A 19,520-nucleotide genomic window follows, 5' to 3' on the forward strand; every position below is an offset into this window, starting at 1 on the left:
CGCGTGGAGCTGGGAAGCCGGCTTTACGCGTCCGATTTGCATGGGCGAAATAGCGCTGATTCGGCGCCGACTTGAACCCAGGCGGCACGTCCCGGCCAGCGGGATCATCCAGGAGACCCGGCCAACGGGTCTTGAAGACAGAGCGGCATATGGCTTCGAAAACCACAAATCCTTTCGTCTTTCTCCAGCAGGTTCGCGCGGAAACTGCCAAGGTGACTTGGCCGTCGCGCCGGGAGACGATGATCTCGACGGTGATGGTGCTCGTATTCGCGGTCATCGCGATGATCTTTTTCTTCACCGCCGACGTGGCCATGGGCTACGCGATCGAGCGGTTACTGAGCCTCGGCCATTAAGTCCGGCGATTACGGAGAAGTCTTGAAATGACCGCGCGCTGGTACATTGTCCACGCCTATTCGAACTTCGAAAAGAAGGTCGCCGAGGACATTGAGAACAAGGCCAAGCAGAAGGGCCTGTCCGCCGATATCGAGCAGATCGTGGTGCCGACCGAGAAGGTCGTCGAGATCCGCCGCGGCCGCAAGGTCGATGCCGAGCGCAAGTTCTTTCCGGGCTATGTGTTGCTCAAGGCCAATCTGACCGATGCGGTGTTCTCGCTGGTCAAGAACACGCCGAAGGTCACCGGCTTCCTCGGTGACTCCAAGCCGGTGCCGATCACCGAAGCCGAGGCGCAACGCATCCTAAACCAGGTTCAGGAAGGCGTCGAGCGGCCGAAGCCCTCGGTCACTTTCGAGATCGGCGAGGCGATCCGCGTTTCGGATGGTCCGTTCGCCTCGTTCAACGGTTTCGTCCAGGAAGTGGACGAGGAGCGGGCGCGGCTCAAGGTGGAAGTTTCGATCTTCGGGCGCGCCGTGCCGGTCGATCTGGAATTCGGACAGGTCGAAAAGGGCTGATCCGAAAACCCTGCGCCGGTTCGCCGGCAAGGGGAGGCGGCGCGGAAAGCGCGCGGCCATGAACGGGTGGGAGGCGAATGCGGCTTTAGCCGGCTGCGCGGACCGCACCACCAGACTGCAACCGCCGGTGTTCCCGATACTGGGGCCGGCATGAGATAAAGGCAGGAAAGAGATGGCTAAGAAAATTGCAGGCCAGCTCAAGCTCCAGGTCAAAGCGGGATCGGCTACGCCGTCTCCGCCGATCGGCCCGGCACTTGGTCAGCGCGGCATCAACATCATGGAATTCTGCAAGGCGTTCAACGCGCAGACCCAGGAAATGGAAAAGGGATCGCCGATCCCGGTCGTCATCACCTATTACCAGGACAAGTCCTTCACCTTCGTCATGAAGACGCCGCCGGTGAGCTACTTCCTGAAAAAGGCGGCGAACTTGACGTCAGGTTCGAAAGAGCCGGGCAAGATCAAGGCCGGCACGATCGGTCGCGACAAGGTGCGCGCCATCGCCGAACAGAAGATGAAGGATCTGAACGCAAACGACGTCGAGGCGGCCATGCGCATGGTCGAGGGCTCCGCCCGCTCGATGGGTCTGGAAGTGGTGGGCTGAGATCATGGCAAAGATTGCAAAGCGTGTATCGAAGTCCCGTGACGGCATCGACCCCAACAAGGCTTATGCCCTTGGTGAGGCGCTGAAGCTGCTCAAGGACCGTTCGACGGTGAAGTTCGACGAGACCATCGAAGTTGCGATGAACCTCGGCGTCGACCCGCGCCATGCCGACCAGATGGTCCGCGGCGTGGTCAACCTGCCGAACGGCACCGGCCGCTCTGTCCGCGTCGCCGTGTTCGCACGTGGCGGCAAGGCCGATGAGGCTCGCGCCGCCGGCGCCGACATCGTCGGTGCCGAGGATCTGGTCGACATCGTCCAGAAGGGCACGATCGACTTCGATCGCTGCATCGCCACGCCGGACATGATGCCGCTGGTCGGCCGTCTGGGCAAGGTGCTGGGCCCGCGCGGCATGATGCCGAACCCGAAGGTCGGCACCGTCACCACCGACGTCGCCGCCGCCGTCAAGGCATCGAAGGGCGGCGCTGTCGAGTTCCGCGTCGAGAAGGCCGGCATCGTTCATGCCGGCGTCGGCAAGGTCTCGTTCGACGTCAAGGCGCTGGAAGAAAACGTCCGCGCCTTCGCCGATGCCGTGACCAAGGCAAAGCCGGCTGGCGCCAAGGGCAACTACGTCAAGAAGGTGTCGGTCACCTCGACGATGGGCCCGGGCCTCAAGCTCGACGTCTCGACGCTCGCAGCGTCTTGATACGAAATCTGGATCGGCTGCCAAGGCGCTGATCCGCAAGTGAATTCCGGGCCTCCGACTTGTCGGCGGCCCGGTACCGGAAGTCGAGAGGCTTCCGGACATCCTGTCCGAGATTGCAGGCGGCCCAGAAGCCTTAATTGAATTGGGCCTGCATGAGACGGGTGAAAACCGGACAACGGAGCGACAAGCTCCAATGAAAGGTTCGAACCGTGTTTGCCTTTTGTCTGCGCATCTCCGGCTTGCCGTCGATGTGGCGAAAGGGGGCAGGATCCTCGAGCGTCGTTCGGGAGATCTGTAATGGATGGCCCGGCCGGCAAAAAGGCAACCCGACGCCTGTCCCACTAGCGGGGCAGGGGTCAACTGGAGATAGGCAGTGGACAGAGCGGAAAAACGCGAACTCGTCACGGGCCTGAATGGTGCTTTTGCAGGCGCTGGTTCAGTCGTCGTGGCCCACTACGCCGGTATCACCGTCGCGCAAATTAACGACCTTCGGTCGAAAATGCGCGCTGCCGGTGGCACCGTCAAAGTCGCGAAGAACCGTCTCGCCAAAATCGCTCTTCAGGGCACGGACTCCGCATCGATCATCGACCTGTTCAAGGGACAGACGCTGATCGCTTATTCGGAGGATCCGATTGCGGCGCCGAAGGTCGCGTCCGATTTCGCCAAGGGAAATGACAAGTTGGTCATTCTCGGCGGCGCAATGGGCACCACCTCGCTCAACGCCGACGGTGTGAAGGCACTCGCCACACTTCCGTCGCTCGATGAGTTGCGCGCCAGGCTGGTTGGCATGATCGCCACGCCGGCAACCCGGATCGCCCAGATCGTCAATGCGCCAGCGGCTTCGGTCGCGCGCGTCATCGGCGCTTACGCCCGGAAGGACGAGGCGGCATGAGGCCGTTCCTCGCTATCACAAACACACGTTCGAACCTGATGAAGGAATACAACAATGGCTGATCTGGCAAAGATCGTAGACGACCTTTCGAAGCTGACCGTCCTCGAGGCGGCCGAGCTGTCGAAGCTTCTGGAAGAAAAGTGGGGCGTTTCGGCTGCTGCTCCGGTGGCGGTTGCCGCTGCCGGCGGCGCTGCCGCTGCTGCTGCTCCGGCTGAGGAAAAGACGGAATTCGACGTCGTCCTCACCGAGGCAGGCGCTCAGAAGATCAACGTCATCAAGGAAGTCCGCGCCATCACCGGCCTGGGCCTCAAGGAAGCCAAGGATCTGGTCGAAGCAGCTCCGAAGCCGGTCAAGGAAGCCGTTTCCAAGGCTGACGCTGAGAAGTTCAAGGCCCAGCTGGAAGCAGCCGGCGCCAAGGTCGACCTGAAGTAAGCGTAAAAGCGGCGGGCGGCCTCGCGCCGTCCGCCACTCCCTTCATCAGAGGGGAGGATGCGTAGCGCGAGATGTACGAGAACCTCTTTCCTGAGGGCCGAAACCGGCCTTCAGGAAACGGGTTTTCTCCCGTTTTAGCCGTCGCCGCCAGGCGGCGGGAAACAGATCAGGGGCCGCCGCCGAGGTGGCCGCGCATGCAAGGTGAGCCGCGGCGAGGCTCGCCCCGAGTTTATAGCTAAGGAGCGACGATGGCCCAGACCCAGACTTTCAATGGCCGCAGACGCGTACGCAAGTTCTTCGGAAAGATTCCGGAAGTTGCGGAGATGCCGAACCTGATCGAGGTTCAAAAAGCATCCTATGACCAGTTCCTGATGGTGGCGGAGCCCAAGGGTGGACGTCCGGACGAGGGACTGCAGGCCGTTTTCAAGTCGGTTTTCCCGATCTCCGATTTCTCCGGCTCCTCGATGCTGGAGTTCGTGAAGTACGAGTTTGAAGGACCGAAATTCGACGTTGACGAATGCCGTCAGCGCGACCTGACCTATGCCGCGCCACTCAAGGTGACGCTGCGCCTCATCGTGTTCGATATCGACGAGGATACCGGCGCAAAGTCGATCAAGGACATCAAGGAGCAGGACGTCTATATGGGCGACATGCCGCTCATGACGCTCAACGGCACCTTCATCGTCAATGGCACGGAGCGCGTCATCGTCTCGCAGATGCACCGTTCGCCGGGCGTCTTCTTCGACCATGACAAGGGCAAGTCGCACTCCTCGGGCAAGCTTTTGTTTGCGGCGCGCGTCATTCCCTATCGCGGTTCGTGGCTCGACATCGAGTTCGATTCCAAGGACGTCGTGCACGCCCGTATCGACCGCCGCCGCAAGATTCCGGTGACGTCGCTCTTGATGGCGCTCGGCATGGACGGCGAAGAAATCCTGTCGACCTTCTACAACAAGATCACCTACAAGCGCGCCGGCGACCACTGGCGCATCCCGTTCAACGTCGAGCGCTTCCGCGGCCTGAAGGCCGTTGGCGACCTCGTCGATGCCGACACCGGCGAAGTTGTCGTCGAGGCCGGCAAGAAGATCACCGCCCGCCAGGCAAGAGCGCTTGGCGAAAAGGGTCTGAAGGCGATCAAGGCGACCGACGAGGATCTGCTCGGCAATTACCTGGCCGAGGACATCGTCAACTACGGCACCGGCGAGATTTTCCTCGAAGCCGGCGACGAGATCGACGAAAAGACGCTGAAGGTGCTGCTCGGCACGGGCGAAAGCGAGATCAAGGTTCTCGACATCGACCATGTCAATGTCGGCGCCTACATCCGCAATACGCTCAACGTCGACAAGAACGAGAGCCGCCAGGACGCACTGTTCGACATCTACCGTGTCATGCGCCCGGGCGAGCCGCCGACGCTTGAAACCGCCGAAGCCATGTTCAACTCGCTGTTCTTCGACTCGGAGCGCTACGACCTGTCGGCCGTCGGCCGCGTCAAGATGAACATGCGCCTCGAGCTCAAGGCTGAGGACACCGTGCGCGTGCTGCGCAAGGACGACATCCTGGCGGTGGTCAAGACGCTGGTCGAACTGCGCGACGGCAAGGGCGAGATCGACGACATCGACAATCTCGGCAACCGCCGCGTGCGTTCCGTCGGCGAGCTGATGGAGAACCAGTACCGCGTCGGCCTGCTGCGCATGGAGCGCGCGATCAAGGAACGTATGTCCTCGATCGAGATCGACACGGTGATGCCGCAGGACCTGATCAACGCCAAGCCGGCGGCTGCCGCCGTACGCGAGTTCTTCGGTTCCTCGCAGCTGTCGCAGTTCATGGATCAGACCAACCCGCTGTCGGAGATCACCCACAAGCGCCGCCTGTTGGCACTTGGACCGGGCGGTCTGACCCGCGAGCGCGCCGGCTTCGAAGTGCGGGACGTGCACCCGACGCATTACGGCCGCATCTGCCCGATCGAGACGCCGGAAGGCCCGAACATCGGTCTGATCAACTCGCTGGCGACCTTCGCGCGCGTCAACAAGTACGGCTTCATCGAAAGCCCGTACCGCAAGATCGTCAACGGCAAGCTGACCAATGAGGTCGTCTATCTCTCCGCTATGGAAGAGTCCAAGCACCACGTCGCGCAGGCCAATGCCGAGCTCGACAAGAATGGTGGTTTCGTCGACGAATTCGTCATTTGCCGCAGCGCCGGCGAAGTGATGATGGCGCCGCGCGAAAACGTCGATCTCATGGACGTGTCGCCCAAGCAGATGGTGTCCGTGGCCGCGGCGCTGATCCCGTTCCTCGAGAACGACGACGCCAACCGCGCGCTGATGGGCTCCAACATGCAGCGTCAGGCCGTGCCGCTGGTGCGCGCCGAAGCGCCGTTCGTCGGCACCGGCATGGAGCCGATCGTTGCCCGTGACTCGGGTGCCGCCATCGGCGCCCGCCGCGGCGGCATCGTCGACCAGGTGGACGCGACGCGTATCGTCATCCGCGCCACGGAAGATCTCGATCCCGGCAAGTCGGGCGTCGACATCTACCGGCTGATGAAGTTCCAGCGTTCGAACCAGAACACCTGCATCAACCAGCGTCCGCTGGTGCGCATGGGCGACCGCGTCAACAAGGGCGACATCATCGCCGACGGTCCGTCGACCGAGCTCGGCGATCTGGCGCTCGGCCGCAACGTGCTGGTCGCGTTCATGCCGTGGAACGGCTACAACTACGAGGACTCGATCCTGCTCTCCGAGCGCATCGTGGCCGACGACGTCTTCACCTCGATCCACATCGAGGAATTCGAGGTCATGGCCCGCGACACCAAGCTTGGACCGGAGGAAATCACGCGCGACATTCCGAACGTTTCGGAAGAAGCGCTGAAGAACCTCGACGAAGCCGGCATCGTCTATATCGGCGCGGAAGTGCAGCCGGGCGACATCCTGGTCGGCAAGATCACGCCGAAGGGCGAAAGCCCGATGACGCCGGAAGAAAAGCTCCTGCGCGCCATCTTCGGTGAAAAGGCGTCCGACGTTCGCGACACCTCGATGCGCATGCCTCCGGGCACCTTCGGCACAGTCGTCGAAGTGCGCGTCTTCAACCGCCACGGCGTCGAGAAGGACGAGCGCGCCATGGCGATCGAACGCGAGGAGATCGAACGCCTCGCCAAGGACCGCGACGACGAGCAGGCGATCCTCGACCGCAACGTCTATTCGCGCCTTTCCGACGTTCTCGTCGGCAAGGAAGCGATTGCCGGGCCGAAGGGCTTCAAGAAGGGCTCGAAGCTGTCGAAGGACACGCTTGACGAGTATCCACGTTCGCAGTGGTGGCAGTTTGCGGTGGAGAACGAAAAGCTCCAGAGCGAACTGGAAGCCCTGCGTGGCCAGTACGACGATTCCAAGAAGGCGCTCGAGCAGCGCTTCATGGACAAGGTCGAGAAGGTGCAGCGCGGCGACGAAATGCCTCCGGGCGTCATGAAGATGGTCAAGGTCTTCGTGGCCGTGAAGCGTAAGATGCAGCCGGGCGACAAGATGGCGGGACGTCACGGCAACAAGGGTGTCGTGTCGCGGATCGTTCCGGTCGAGGACATGCCTTTCCTCGAGGACGGCACGCATGCCGATATCGTGCTCAACCCGCTGGGTGTGCCGAGCCGCATGAATGTCGGCCAGATCCTGGAAACCCATCTGGGCTGGGCATGCGCGGGCATGGGCAAGAAGATCGGCGAGCTGATCGACGCGTACAAGACGGCTGGAGACATCAAGCCGTTGCGCAAGACGCTTGAGAGCTTCATCCCGGCCAACGACCGCAACGAGCCGGTCCGCGAATATGACGACGAGAGCATCGTTCGCCTCAGCGAGCAGATGCGCCGCGGCGTCTCCATCGCGACACCGGTGTTCGACGGCGCGCATGAAGTCGACATCAACATCATGCTGGAGCAGGCAGGCCTGCACACCAGCGGTCAGTCGCAGCTCTATGACGGACGCACCGGCGAGCCGTTCGATCGCAAGGTGACGATGGGCTATATCTATATGCTCAAGCTTCACCACCTGGTGGACGACAAGATCCACGCGCGTTCGATCGGTCCGTACTCGCTCGTTACCCAGCAGCCGCTGGGCGGCAAGGCGCAGTTCGGTGGCCAGCGCTTCGGCGAAATGGAGGTCTGGGCGCTGGAAGCCTATGGCGCCGCCTACACGCTGCAGGAAATGCTGACGGTGAAGTCGGACGATGTCGCCGGCCGCACCAAGGTCTACGAGGCGATCGTGCGCGGCGACGACACGTTCGAGGCCGGCATTCCCGAGAGCTTCAACGTGCTCGTCAAGGAAATGCGGTCTCTCGGCCTCAATGTCGAGCTGGAGAATACCAAGCTCGACGACAACCCTGTCCGGCTGCCAGATGCTGCCGAATAGGGGCGCGGCCGAGTAAGCAAGACATCCGGTCGCGGAACGCCGCGACCGGATGCAACAAATTCTACGGCCAGTGGGCCGACCACTCAGCGGGCATTTGGCCCGCGTTAGATGCAAGGGGTTTTCGAGGACCCCGAAAAGGAGAACGGCATGAACCAAGAGGTCATGAATCTCTTCAATCCGCAGGCGCCGGCGCAGGTGTTCGATTCCATTCGGATATCGCTCGCCAGCCCTGAGAAGATTCTGTCCTGGTCGTTCGGCGAGATCAAGAAGCCGGAGACCATCAACTACCGCACCTTCAAGCCGGAGCGTGACGGTCTGTTCTGTGCGCGCATTTTTGGCCCGATCAAGGACTATGAATGCCTGTGCGGCAAGTACAAGCGCATGAAGTACAAGGGCGTCATCTGCGAAAAGTGCGGCGTCGAAGTCACGCTGTCGCGCGTTCGCCGCGAACGCATGGGCCACATCGAGCTGGCGGCACCTGTCGCTCACATCTGGTTTCTGAAGTCGCTGCCGTCGCGCATCGGCACGCTGCTCGACATGACCCTGAAGGACATCGAGCGCGTCCTCTACTTCGAGAACTACATCGTCACGGAGCCTGGCCTCACTGCGCTGAAGGAGCACCAGCTGCTCAGCGAGGAAGAGTACATGATCGCCGTCGACGAGTATGGCGAGGATTCGTTCACCGCCATGATCGGCGCCGAGGCCATTCATGACCTTCTGGCCGGCATGGACCTGGAGAAGATCGCCGGCGACCTGCGTTCGGAACTGGCTTCGACCACGTCCGAGCTGAAGCAGAAGAAGTATCTGAAGCGGCTCAAGGTCGTCGAGAATTTCATGGAGTCCGGCAACCGTCCGGAATGGATGATCATGAAGGTGGTTCCGGTGATCCCGCCGGACCTGCGCCCGCTGGTTCCTCTGGATGGTGGACGTTTCGCGACGTCCGACCTGAACGATCTCTATCGCCGCGTCATCAACCGCAACAACCGTCTGAAGCGGCTGATCGAGCTGCGCGCCCCCGGCATCATCGTGCGCAATGAAAAGCGCATGCTGCAGGAAGCCGTCGATGCGCTGTTCGACAACGGCCGTCGCGGCCGCGTCATCACCGGCGCCAACAAGCGTCCGCTGAAGTCGCTGTCCGACATGTTGAAGGGCAAGCAGGGCCGGTTCCGCCAGAACCTGCTCGGCAAGCGCGTCGACTATTCGGGCCGTTCGGTCATCGTCACCGGTCCGGAGCTCAAGCTGCACCAATGCGGCCTGCCGAAGAAGATGGCGCTCGAACTGTTCAAGCCGTTCATCTACGCCCGCCTCGACGCCAAGGGGTTCTCCTCGACCGTCAAGCAGGCCAAGAAGTTGGTCGAGAAGGAGCGTCCGGAAGTCTGGGATATCCTCGACGAGGTCATCCGCGAGCATCCGGTGCTCTTGAACCGTGCACCGACGCTGCACCGCCTCGGCATCCAGGCGTTCGAGCCGATCCTGATCGAAGGCAAGGCGATCCAGCTGCATCCGCTGGTCTGCACGGCCTTCAACGCCGACTTCGACGGCGACCAGATGGCCGTTCACGTGCCGCTGTCGCTCGAAGCGCAGCTTGAAGCCCGCGTGCTGATGATGTCGACCAACAACATCCTGCACCCGGCTTCCGGCGCGCCGATCATCGTGCCTTCGCAGGACATGGTCCTGGGTCTCTACTATCTCTCGATCGTCAATCAGAACGAGCCGGGCGAAGGCATGGTGTTTGCCGACATGGGCGAACTCCAGCACGCGCTCGAGACCAAGGCGGTGACGCTGCACTCCAAGATCAAGGGTCGTTTCCGCACGGTCGATGCCGAAGGCAAGGTCGTGTCGAAAATCTACGACACCACGCCTGGCCGCATGATCATCGGCGAGCTGCTGCCGAAGAACGTCAATGTGCCTTACGAGACCGCCAACCAGGAGATGACCAAGAAGAACATCTCCAAGATGATCGACACCGTCTACCGCCACTGCGGTCAGAAGGAGACGGTCATTTTCTGCGACCGCATCATGGCCCTCGGCTTCAGCCACGCCTGCCGCGCCGGCATTTCGTTCGGCAAGGACGACATGCTGATCCCGGACGCCAAGATCAAGCTGGTTTCCGACACCGAAGCTTTGGCCAAGGAATACGAGCAGCAGTACAATGACGGCCTGATCACTCAGGGCGAGAAGTACAACAAGGTCGTCGACGCCTGGGCCAAGTGCTCGGAAAAGGTCGCCGACGAGATGATGGCCCGCATCAAGGCCGTCGAGTTCGAGGACAGTGGCCGTCAAAAGCCGATGAACTCGATCTACATGATGTCGCATTCGGGTGCGCGTGGTTCGCCCACCCAGATGCGTCAGCTCGCCGGCATGCGCGGCCTGATGGCAAAGCCCTCGGGTGAAATCATCGAGACGCCGATCATCTCGAACTTCAAGGAAGGCCTGACCGTGCTCGAGTACTTCAACTCGACCCACGGCGCCCGCAAGGGTCTGGCCGACACCGCCTTGAAGACGGCGAACTCGGGTTACCTCACCCGTCGTCTGGTCGACGTGGCGCAGGACTGCATCGTCAACTCCGTGGATTGCGGCACCGACAAGGGCCTCACCATGCAGCCGATCGTCGATGCCGGTCAGGTCGTCGCTTCGGTCGGCCAGCGCGTGCTGGGCCGCACCTCGCTCGACGACATCACGCATCCGGTTTCGGGTGAGGTTCTGGTCAAGGCCGGAACGCTGATGGACGAACGTGACGTGGAAAAGATCGAAAAGGCCGGCGTGCAGTCGGTCCGCATTCGCTCGGCACTGACCTGCGAGGTCAGGATCGGCGTCTGTGCGGTCTGCTACGGACGCGATCTTGCCCGCGGCACCCCGGTCAACCAGGGCGAAGCCGTCGGCGTCATCGCGGCGCAGTCGATCGGCGAGCCGGGCACCCAGCTCACCATGCGTACCTTCCACATGGGCGGTACGGCGCAGGTGGTGGACAGTTCGTTCCTTGAAGCCTCGTATGAGGGCAAGGTCGAGATCCGCAACCGCAACGTGGTGCGCAACTCGGACGGCCAGCAGATGGTCATGGGCCGCAACATGGCGGTGCTGATCCTCGACGAAGCCGGCAAGGAGCGTGCCTCGCATCGCCTTACCTATGGTTCGCGCATCTTCGTGGACGATGGCGACAAGGTGAAGCGCGGCCAGCGTATCGCCGAATGGGATCCCTATACCCGCCCCGTCCTCACCGAAATCGAGGGCAAGGTGTCGTACGAGGATCTGGTCGACGGCATTTCCGTTCAGGAAACGGCCGACGAATCGACCGGCATCACCAAGCGCGAGGTCATCGACTGGCGCTCGACGCCACGCGGCAACGACCTCAAGCCGGCGATCGCCATCCTTGACCCCAAGGGCAAGGTCGGCAAGCTGTCGAAGGGCGGCGACGCCCGCTTCCTGCTCTCGGTAGAGGCCATTCTTTCGGTCGAGCCGGGTTCGCAGGTTCGTCCCGGCGACGTTTTGGCGCGTATCCCGATGGAAAGCGCCAAGACCAAGGACATCACCGGCGGTCTGCCGCGTGTTGCCGAACTGTTCGAGGCACGTCGTCCGAAGGATCACGCCATCATCGCCGAGATCGATGGCACAATCCGCTTCGGCCGCGACTACAAGAACAAGCGCCGCATCATCATCGAGCCGCATGACTCGACGCTTGAGCCGGTCGAATACCTGATCCCGAAGGGCAAGCCGTTCCATCTTCAGGACGGCGACGTCATCGAGAAGGGCGACTACATCCTCGACGGCAATCCGGCGCCGCACGACATCCTGGCGATCAAGGGCGTGGAAGCACTTGCTTCCTACCTCGTGAACGAAATCCAGGAAGTCTACCGTCTGCAGGGCGTGTCGATCAACGACAAGCATATCGAGGTGATCGTTCGCCAGATGCTGCAGAAGGTCGAGATCACGGTGCAGGGCGACTCGACCTACATTCCGGGCGACCACGTCGACGTGATCGAACTGGAAGAGGTCAACGAGCGCCTGGTCGAGGACGGCAAGAAGCCGGCCGAAGGCCAGCCAGTGCTGCTGGGCATAACCAAGGCCTCGCTGCAGACGCCTTCCTTCATCTCGGCCGCCTCCTTCCAGGAGACGACCAGGGTGCTGACCGAAGCTGCGGTTGCCGGCAAGACCGACATGCTGCAGGGCCTGAAGGAAAACGTCATCGTCGGCCGGCTGATCCCGGCCGGTACCGGCGGCACGATGAGCCAGATCCGGCGCATCGCCACCTCGCGCGACGAACTGATCATCGACGAGCGCCGCAAGGCCTCCGGTGTCGAGGTCGCCGAGCCGATGCTGACCGACATGGTCAACGCCGCGCAGTAAGCGCGGCAGGACGAGAAGAAGGAAGGGGGCCCCAGTGGCCCCTTTTCGCGTTTTGACCCCCCATCGAATCGAGGAAAACATGAGCAAGAAGGTTTGGACTGACGTCGACGACTACATCGTTTCCTCTCTCTTCGAGGCGGATCCCATCCTCGAAGCGGTGCTTGCGGCCAACCGCGACCAGGGCCTGCCGGCCATCGACGTATCGCCGGCGCAGGGCAAGCTGCTGTCGCTGCTGGTCCGCATCAGCGGCGCCAGGAAGGTGCTGGAGATCGGCACGCTTGGCGGCTACTCGACCATCTGGATGGCAAGGGGATTGCCCGCCGGTGGCAAGATCGTGACGCTCGAACTCGAGCCGCATCATGCAAAAGTCGCGCACTCGAATCTCGAGCGGGCAGGGGTGTCGGACAAGGTCGAGCTCAGGATCGGCCCCCGCTTCAGTCGCTTGAGACGCTGGCTGCCGAAAATGCCGGTCCGTTCGATCTGATCTTCATCGACGCGGACAAGCCGAACAACCCGAATTATCTGTCATGGGCCATGCGCCTGTCGCGGCCGGGGACGGTCATCATCTGCGATAACGTCATCCGCGACGGCACCGTGCTCAACGACGATGGCCGTGACGCGTATGTCGAAGGCGCACGCGGTGCGTTTTCCTTCATCGGCGGCGACAAGCGCCTGGACGGCACCGCCATCCAGACCGTCGGCGCCAAAGGCTATGACGGGTTTGCGATTGCGATCGTCGAGTAAGGCTGCATGGTGAGTGTCCGGACTGCGGTCCGGCAGAACTCATCGCTCAATCGAAGAACGCTTCCACCACATTGCGCTTGCCGAGCATGAAGGCGTCGGCCACGTGCTGCAGGGGTGCCAAATCGACATCGGAGACGCCGTCGCGTACGATTTCAGCGAAGTGCCGGTAAAGCTGGGGATATTCGGCCTCCGGCTCGTCGTGAACCACCTTGCCGTCGATGGCGAGCTTGGTGCCGCCGCCGGACAGCACCATCTTGCCCTTGTCGGTGTCGGCCAGGATGTCCCAGCTCTGTGGTCCCGTCTGCAGCCAGTCGAGCTCCATGGTCACCGGCAACCCATCCGAGGTGCGGAAGGTCACGTGGGCCGCCACAGGCGAGGCGCGGTTTTCCGGGAAGTCGAGGACGGCCGAGGTGATGAACATCGCCGGCAGGATGTGGGTTGCGATCGACAGTGCGTTGATGCCGGGATCGAAGACGCCGAAACCTCCCGGCGCCCAGATCCAATCCTGGTTCGGGTGCCAGCGGCGGACATCTTCCTTCCAGACGATGGCGGCCGAGTTGACCTTGGCCGACGCTAGGAAGGCGCGCGCGGCCTCCACTGCCGGCGCGTAGCGCGAATGCCAGCTGGCGAACAGTGAAACGCCATTGGCTGCCGCCAGCTGCTTCAGGTCCTCGACCTCACTGACCGTAGCGCCCGGCGGCTTCTCCAGGAAAACATGCTTCTTCGCTATTAGCGCGGTGCGTGCCGCGTCGTAGCGGAACTGCGGCGGCATGCACAGCGACACGGCCTCGAGTTCCGGCACCGCGTCGAGCATCGCCTCGATGGTCGGAAAATTCGGGATGCCGTCCACCTTGCCGTGCCGGCTGGCGGCGGCGATGAGGCGGTAGTCCGCATCCTTGGCCACTGCCGGCAGATGCTGGTCGCGCACGATCTTGCCGACGCCGACGATGCCGAGCTTGATGGGACCATTGTTCGAGGGCATGGGAACTCCGCGGATTCGAATTTGGCTGGTTAAGTCGCCCGGTTCTTAGCAGAGAACCGGTGCCGGGCAAGCCGGCGCGGTGACAGGCGCAAGCAGCCGGCGACGCTCAGAGCGGAACCTCGAACGTAACGATCGACACTTCGCCTTCGAGCGCGCCCTGGAAGGCCGACAGATGCGGCTCCTCGTCGGGTACGCCCTCGATATCGCCGATCTGGTCGAGCTCAGCTTCGGCATAGCCTTCGGCGGCGAGCGATTCGAGCGCCCGGCGCACGGCCGAATCGTCGTCGGGCGCAACCAGCATCACATGGACGCCTTCCGGCTTACCGCCCTTCTTTTTCCAGACGCGACCGGTGATGATGGTGACCGGGCGCTCCTCATTGTCGTTCACGGGCTGATTCCTTTTGAGACGGGTGCGGGCGAGGGGATTTGCGCTGTCCATGGCGCCTTTTGCCATGAAGAACCCGCGCATGACAGCCAAAAGCCGGTCACTTTCTTGTCTGCGCGGGTCACTTTCTTCCTCTGCCTTGCAAAATGAAGAAAGAAAATTACATGCGTTTTTCGCATGGCTGCCAAGCCGTCGTCAGCGCGCAATATTTGGCGTGCCGGGGTTGACGGTTCACGGTCTTGCGAGTAGAAGCCGCCCAGTCAGAACCGATGTGAGGCTCTCCCTTCCGAAGCGACACGCCTTGGAGTTTGCCTCAAACAGGGTTCGTTTTACGAGCGAAAAGACATTTCCGGCGCGCATGAAGCGGTTCCCGCTTCCTCTGCATTTTGTTCGGGCAGGACCGCGAGGCGCGGTTTATGGCCCGAATTTGCGTATGGAATTGGCGCTTTGAGCGGCCCTGACCGGGCGAGACACGGAATTGAGAGACAAGAGGGTTTAATGCCTACCGTCAACCAGCTGATCCGCAAGCCGCGCATTGCGCCAGTGAAGCGCAACAAGGTCCCGGCCATGCAGCAGAACCCGCAGAAGCGGGGCGTCTGCACGCGCGTCTATACAACGACGCCGAAGAAGCCGAACTCGGCACTGCGCAAGGTGGCCAAGATCCGCCTGACCAACGGCTTTGAAGTGATCGGCTACATCCCCGGCGAAGGCCACAACCTTCAGGAACACTCCGTGGTCATGATCCGCGGCGGCCGCGTCAGGGATCTTCCGGGCGTGCGCTACCACATCATCCGCGGCGTGCTCGACACGCAGGGCGTGAAGAACCGCAAGCAACGCCGTTCGAAGTACGGCGCCAAGCGTCCGAAGTAAGATTTTCCGGCCCTGGCGCTGCTTGAATGCGTCGGGCTACGAGATTGAGAGACAAAAGCCATGTCGCGTCGTCACAGTGCAGAAAAGCGTGAGATCAATCCGGACCCGAAGTTCGGCGATCTGATCGTCACCAAGTTCATGAACGCCGTCATGTATGACGGCAAGAAGTCGGTTGCCGAGACCATCGTCTACGGTGCGCTCGACCAGGTTCAGTCGAAGACCAAGCAGGAGCCGGTCACCGTCTTCCATCAGGCGCTCGACAATGTCGCGCCGCATGTGGAAGTCCGGTCGCGCCGCGTCGGCGGCGCTACCTACCAGGTTCCGGTCGATGTGCGCCCCGAGCGCCGCCAGGCCCTGGCGATCCGCTGGCTGATCGCCGCGGCCCGCAACCGCAACGAGACCACCATGGTCGACCGCCTCTCCGGCGAGCTGATGGACGCGGCTAACAACCGCGGCACCGCCGTGAAGAAGCGTGAAGACACCCACAAGATGGCTGAAGCCAACCGCGCTTTCGCACACTACCGCTGGTAAAGCGCGAACGAGACTGAGAAGGCATCCAAGATGGCCCGCGAATACAAAATCGAAGACTACCGCAATTTCGGTATCATGGCGCATATTGACGCCGGCAAGACGACGACCACCGAGCGCGTCCTCTATTACACGGGCAAGTCGCACAAGATCGGCGAAGTCCACGACGGCGCTGCCACCATGGATTGGATGGAGCAGGAGCAGGAGCGCGGCATCACCATCACGTCCGCCGCCACCACGACCTTCTGGAAGGGTCGCAGCGGCAAGATGTACCGCTTCAACATCATCGACACTCCCGGACACGTCGACTTCACCATCGAAGTCGAGCGTTCGCTGCGCGTGCTCGACGGCGCCATTGCGCTGCTCGATGCCAATGCCGGTGTTGAGCCGCAGACGGAAACCGTCTGGCGCCAGGCCGACAAGTATAAAGTTCCGCGGATGATCTTCTGCAACAAGATGGACAAGATCGGCGCCGACTTCTACCGCTCGGTCGAGATGATCGGCTCGCGTCTTGGTGCGCATGCCGTCGTCATGCAACTGCCGATCGGCGCTGAGACCGAGTTCAAGGGTGTCGTCGATCTCGTCGAGATGAACGCGCTGGTCTGGCGCGACGAGACGCTGGGCGCTGCCTGGGACGTCGTCGAGATCCCGGCCGACCTGCAGGCTCGCGCCGAAGAATACCGCGAGAAGATGATCGAAGCCGCTGTCGAAATGGACGAGACGGCACTCGAGAATTACCTCGAAGGCAAGATGCCGTCGAATGACGAGATCCGCGCGCTGATCCGCAAGGGCACCATCGCGGTCAAGTTCTACCCGATGTTCTGTGGCTCGGCCTTCAAGAACAAGGGCGTGCAGCCGCTGCTCGACGCCGTCGTCGAATACCTGCCGTCGCCGGCCGATGTTCCCGCCATCAAGGGCGTCGACGCCAAGACCGACGCCGAGATCGAGCGTCATGCCGACGACAACGAGCCGCTGTCGATGCTGGCCTTCAAGATCATGAACGACCCGTTTGTCGGTTCGCTGACCTTTGCCCGCATCTATTCGGGCAAGCTGACCAAGGGCATCTCGGTCGATAACACCGTCAAGGGCAAGAAAGAGCGCATCGGCCGCATGCTGCAGATGCATGCGAATTCGCGCGCCGACGTCGAAGAAGCCTTTGCCGGCGACATCGTTGCTCTGGCTGGCCTCAAGGACACGACCACCGGCGACACGCTCAGCGATCCGCTGCACCCGGTCATCCTCGAGCGCATGGAATTCCCCGATCCGGTCATCCAGATCGCCATCGAGCCGAAGACCAAGAACGACCAGGAAAAGATGGGCCTCGCCCTTCACCGCCTGGCCGCCGAGGATCCGTCCTTCCGCGTCAAGACCGACGAGGAAAGCGGCCAGACCATCATTTCGGGCATGGGCGAGCTTCACCTCGACATCATCGTCGACCGCATGCGTCGCGAGTTCAAGGTCGAGGCCAATGTCGGCGCGCCGCAGGTGGCTTACCGCGAGACGATCACCCGCAGGCACGAGCAGGACTACACCCACAAGAAGCAGACCGGCGGTACCGGTCAGTTCGCCCGCGTCAAGATCGTGTTCGAACCGAACCCGGAAAGCTCGGAGTTCGAGTTCGAGACCAAGATTGTCGGCGGTGCGGTTCCCAAGGAATACATCCCGGGTGTCGAAAAGGGCATCAACAGCGTCATGTCGTCGGGTCCGTTCGCGGGCTTCCCGATGATCGGCGTCAAGGCGACGCTTATCGACGGCGCTTACCACGATGTGGACTCCAGCGTTCTGGCCTTCGAAATCGCCGGCCGCGCCTGCTTCCGTGAAGCCGCACCCAAGCTTGGCGTGCAGCTGCTCGAGCCGATCATGAAGGTCGAAGTCGTGACGCCGGAAGACTATGTCGGCAGCGTCATCGGCGACCTGAACGGCCGTCGCGGCCAGATCCAGGGCCAGGAAGCGCGTGGCGTGGCTGTCGTCATCAACGCGATGGTGCCGCTGGCCAACATGTTCAAGTATGTCGACAACCTGCGCTCGATGAGCCAGGGCCGCGCGGCCTACACGATGCAGTTCGATCACTATGAGCCTGTGCCGACCGCGGTCGCCCAGGAAGTCCAGAAGAAATACGCGTAACCCCAGCGGGTTGCATCGGTAACTTAATTCAAGGCCCGTACGGGCGAGCAGATTGGAGACATCACATGGCAAAAGGTAAATTCGAGCGTAACAAGCCTCATGTGAACATTGGCACGATTGGCCACGTCGATCATGGCAAGACGTCGCTGACGGCGGCGATCACGAAGTATTTTGGCGAGTACAAGCGCTACGACCAGATCGATGCGGCGCCCGAAGAGAAGGCCCGCGGCATCACGATTTCGACGGCGCACGTCGAATACGAGACGGCAGCGCGCCATTATGCCCATGTCGACTGCCCCGGCCACGCCGACTATGTGAAGAACATGATCACCGGCGCCGCGCAGATGGACGGCGCGATCCTGGTCGTGTCGGCCGCCGACGGCCCGATGCCGCAGACCCGCGAGCACATCCTGCTTGCCCGTCAGGTCGGCGTGCCGTCGATCGTGGTGTTCTTGAACAAGGTCGACCAGGTCGACGATGCCGAGCTGCTCGAACTGGTCGAGCTCGAGGTTCGCGAGCTTCTGTCGAAGAACGAGTTCCCCGGCGACGACATTCCGATCGTCAAGGGTTCGGCGCTGGCAGCACTCGAAGATTCCAACAAGACCATCGGCGAAGATGCGATCCGCGAGCTGATGGCTGCGGTCGATGCTTACATCCCGACGCCGGTTCGTCCGCTGGACAAGCCGTTCCTGATGCCGATCGAAGACGTGTTCTCGATCTCGGGCCGTGGCACGGTCGTGACCGGCCGCGTCGAGCGCGGCATCGTCAAGGTCGGCGAGGAACTGGAAATCATCGGCATCCGTCCGACGACCAAGACGACCTGCACGGGCGTCGAGATGTTCCGCAAGCTGCTCGATCAGGGCCAGGCCGGCGACAACATCGGCGCGCTGCTGCGTGGCGTTGATCGTGAAGGCGTCGAGCGCGGCCAGGTTCTGGCCAAGCCCGGTACGGTGAAGCCGCACAAGAAGTTCGTGGCCGAAGCCTACATCCTGACCAAGGACGAAGGTGGCCGTCACACGCCGTTCTTCACCAACTACCGTCCGCAGTTCTACTTCCGCACGACCGACGTGACCGGCATCGTGTCGCTGCCGGAAGGCACGGAGATGGTTATGCCCGGCGACAACATCACGGTCGATGTCGAGCTGATCGTGCCGATCGCCATGGAAGAGAAGCTGCGCTTCGCCATCCGTGAAGGCGGCCGCACCGTCGGTGCCGGCATCGTCGTCACCATCAAAGAGTAATTTGGACTTAAACCGATCTGTCGCGGGCGCAGGATTTGCCCGCGCCGCGCCAGAACAAGGAAGTGACGCATGAACGGACAGAATATCCGCATCCGCCTGAAGGCGTTTGATCACCGCGTGCTCGACGCCTCGACGAAAGAAATCGTGTCGACGGCCAAGCGCACCGGAGCAAACGTCCGCGGCCCCATTCCGCTGCCGACGCGGATCGAAAAGTTCACGGTCAACCGGTCGCCTCACGTCGACAAGAAGAGCCGCGAGCAGTTCGAGATGCGCACGCACAAGCGTCTGCTCGACATCGTCGATCCGACCCCGCAGACGGTCGATGCTTTGATGAAGCTCGATCTGGCCGCCGGTGTCGACGTCGAGATCAAGCTCTAAGGG

The 19,520-nt window shown here is 62.1% G+C and carries 15 protein-coding genes and 1 pseudogene; 14 read left to right on the forward strand and 2 right to left on the reverse strand.

Annotated elements, in window-relative coordinates:
- Nucleotides 1-149: 149 nt before the first annotated feature.
- The 9 genes and pseudogenes from secE to ACYG9Y_RS10145 all read left to right on the forward strand — a co-directional run bounded on the left by secE (nt 150) and on the right by ACYG9Y_RS10145 (nt 13,009).
- Nucleotides 150-353: a preprotein translocase subunit SecE gene (gene secE, locus ACYG9Y_RS10105; protein ID WP_023667439.1), complete on the forward strand. Its 204-nt coding sequence runs from the start codon at nt 150-152 to the stop codon at nt 351-353.
- 27 nt (nt 354-380) lie between these two features.
- Nucleotides 381-908, forward strand: coding sequence for a transcription termination/antitermination protein NusG (gene nusG, locus ACYG9Y_RS10110; RefSeq protein ID WP_006333333.1), 528 nt, complete (start codon nt 381-383; stop codon nt 906-908).
- A gap of 172 nt (nt 909-1,080) precedes the next feature.
- Nucleotides 1,081-1,509 carry a 50S ribosomal protein L11 gene (gene rplK, locus ACYG9Y_RS10115; RefSeq protein WP_006333334.1) on the forward strand — a complete coding sequence of 143 codons (429 nt, stop codon included), beginning with the start codon at nt 1,081-1,083 and terminating at the stop codon, nt 1,507-1,509.
- Nucleotides 1,510-1,513: 4 nt separating this feature from the next.
- Entirely contained in the window at nt 1,514-2,212 is a 699-nt protein-coding gene (gene rplA, locus ACYG9Y_RS10120) for a 50S ribosomal protein L1 (RefSeq protein ID WP_023667438.1), read from the forward strand.
- A 373-nt stretch (nt 2,213-2,585) separates the two neighbouring features.
- Entirely contained in the window at nt 2,586-3,104 is a 519-nt protein-coding gene (rplJ, locus tag ACYG9Y_RS10125; protein WP_023740281.1) for a 50S ribosomal protein L10, read from the forward strand.
- Nucleotides 3,105-3,158: 54 nt separating this feature from the next.
- A complete protein-coding gene (gene rplL, locus ACYG9Y_RS10130; protein ID WP_023667436.1) occupies nt 3,159-3,536 on the forward strand; it encodes a 50S ribosomal protein L7/L12 in 378 nt (125 codons plus the stop codon).
- A 248-nt stretch (nt 3,537-3,784) separates the two neighbouring features.
- A complete protein-coding gene (gene rpoB / locus ACYG9Y_RS10135; protein ID WP_460222754.1) occupies nt 3,785-7,921 on the forward strand; it encodes a DNA-directed RNA polymerase subunit beta in 4,137 nt (1,378 codons plus the stop codon).
- Nucleotides 7,922-8,068: 147 nt separating this feature from the next.
- Nucleotides 8,069-12,265: a DNA-directed RNA polymerase subunit beta' gene (rpoC, locus tag ACYG9Y_RS10140; RefSeq protein WP_023667434.1), complete on the forward strand. Its 4,197-nt coding sequence runs from the start codon at nt 8,069-8,071 to the stop codon at nt 12,263-12,265.
- Nucleotides 12,266-12,344: 79 nt separating this feature from the next.
- Nucleotides 12,345-13,009: pseudogene (locus ACYG9Y_RS10145) on the forward strand (O-methyltransferase).
- 46 nt (nt 13,010-13,055) lie between these two features.
- Here ACYG9Y_RS10145 and ACYG9Y_RS10150 read toward each other — a convergent pair.
- Together ACYG9Y_RS10150 and ACYG9Y_RS10155 are read right to left on the reverse strand one after the other, a co-directional pair.
- Nucleotides 13,056-13,991, reverse strand: coding sequence for a Gfo/Idh/MocA family protein (locus ACYG9Y_RS10150; protein ID WP_023740280.1), 936 nt, complete (start codon nt 13,989-13,991; stop codon nt 13,056-13,058).
- A 106-nt stretch (nt 13,992-14,097) separates the two neighbouring features.
- The gene (locus tag ACYG9Y_RS10155) at nt 14,098-14,379 is read right to left on the reverse strand and encodes a transcriptional regulator (RefSeq protein ID WP_023740279.1); all 282 of its coding nucleotides are present in this window, start codon (nt 14,377-14,379) and stop codon (nt 14,098-14,100) included.
- A 495-nt stretch (nt 14,380-14,874) separates the two neighbouring features.
- On the opposite strand from ACYG9Y_RS10155, the gene rpsL reads away from it, so the two are divergent.
- The 5 genes from rpsL (at nt 14,875) to rpsJ (ending at nt 19,517) form a co-directional block, all read left to right on the forward strand.
- Complete coding sequence (gene rpsL / locus ACYG9Y_RS10160) at nt 14,875-15,246, forward strand: 30S ribosomal protein S12 (RefSeq protein ID WP_038646652.1); 372 nt, start codon at nt 14,875-14,877, stop codon at nt 15,244-15,246.
- 60 nt (nt 15,247-15,306) lie between these two features.
- Entirely contained in the window at nt 15,307-15,777 is a 471-nt protein-coding gene (gene rpsG, locus ACYG9Y_RS10165; RefSeq protein WP_008875664.1) for a 30S ribosomal protein S7, read from the forward strand.
- A gap of 30 nt (nt 15,778-15,807) precedes the next feature.
- Entirely contained in the window at nt 15,808-17,898 is a 2,091-nt protein-coding gene (gene fusA, locus ACYG9Y_RS10170; protein ID WP_023667430.1) for an elongation factor G, read from the forward strand.
- A 65-nt stretch (nt 17,899-17,963) separates the two neighbouring features.
- Nucleotides 17,964-19,139: an elongation factor Tu gene (tuf, locus tag ACYG9Y_RS10175; protein WP_023723394.1), complete on the forward strand. Its 1,176-nt coding sequence runs from the start codon at nt 17,964-17,966 to the stop codon at nt 19,137-19,139.
- Between the two features lie 69 nt (nt 19,140-19,208).
- Nucleotides 19,209-19,517: a 30S ribosomal protein S10 gene (gene rpsJ / locus ACYG9Y_RS10180; protein ID WP_010909272.1), complete on the forward strand. Its 309-nt coding sequence runs from the start codon at nt 19,209-19,211 to the stop codon at nt 19,515-19,517.
- Nucleotides 19,518-19,520: the final 3 nt, after the last annotated feature.

The sequence above is a fragment of the Mesorhizobium sp. W050 genome (assembly GCF_054719535.1).

What these genes read in the sequence shown, in the direction of transcription:
- secE (WP_023667439.1), top strand. Translation starts at nt 150, where the DNA reads ATGGCTTCGAAAACCACAAATCCTTTCGTCTTTCTCCAGCAGGTTCGC.
- nusG (WP_006333333.1), top strand. Translation starts at nt 381, where the DNA reads ATGACCGCGCGCTGGTACATTGTCCACGCCTATTCGAACTTCGAAAAG.
- rplK (WP_006333334.1), top strand. Translation starts at nt 1,081, where the DNA reads ATGGCTAAGAAAATTGCAGGCCAGCTCAAGCTCCAGGTCAAAGCGGGA.
- rplA (WP_023667438.1), top strand. Translation starts at nt 1,514, where the DNA reads ATGGCAAAGATTGCAAAGCGTGTATCGAAGTCCCGTGACGGCATCGAC.
- rplL (WP_023667436.1), top strand. Translation starts at nt 3,159, where the DNA reads ATGGCTGATCTGGCAAAGATCGTAGACGACCTTTCGAAGCTGACCGTC.
- rpoB (WP_460222754.1), top strand. Translation starts at nt 3,785, where the DNA reads ATGGCCCAGACCCAGACTTTCAATGGCCGCAGACGCGTACGCAAGTTC.
- rpoC (WP_023667434.1), top strand. Translation starts at nt 8,069, where the DNA reads ATGAACCAAGAGGTCATGAATCTCTTCAATCCGCAGGCGCCGGCGCAG.
- ACYG9Y_RS10150 (WP_023740280.1), bottom strand. Translation starts at nt 13,991, where the DNA reads ATGCCCTCGAACAATGGTCCCATCAAGCTCGGCATCGTCGGCGTCGGC.
- rpsL (WP_038646652.1), top strand. Translation starts at nt 14,875, where the DNA reads ATGCCTACCGTCAACCAGCTGATCCGCAAGCCGCGCATTGCGCCAGTG.
- rpsG (WP_008875664.1), top strand. Translation starts at nt 15,307, where the DNA reads ATGTCGCGTCGTCACAGTGCAGAAAAGCGTGAGATCAATCCGGACCCG.
- fusA (WP_023667430.1), top strand. Translation starts at nt 15,808, where the DNA reads ATGGCCCGCGAATACAAAATCGAAGACTACCGCAATTTCGGTATCATG.
- tuf (WP_023723394.1), top strand. Translation starts at nt 17,964, where the DNA reads ATGGCAAAAGGTAAATTCGAGCGTAACAAGCCTCATGTGAACATTGGC.
- rpsJ (WP_010909272.1), top strand. Translation starts at nt 19,209, where the DNA reads ATGAACGGACAGAATATCCGCATCCGCCTGAAGGCGTTTGATCACCGC.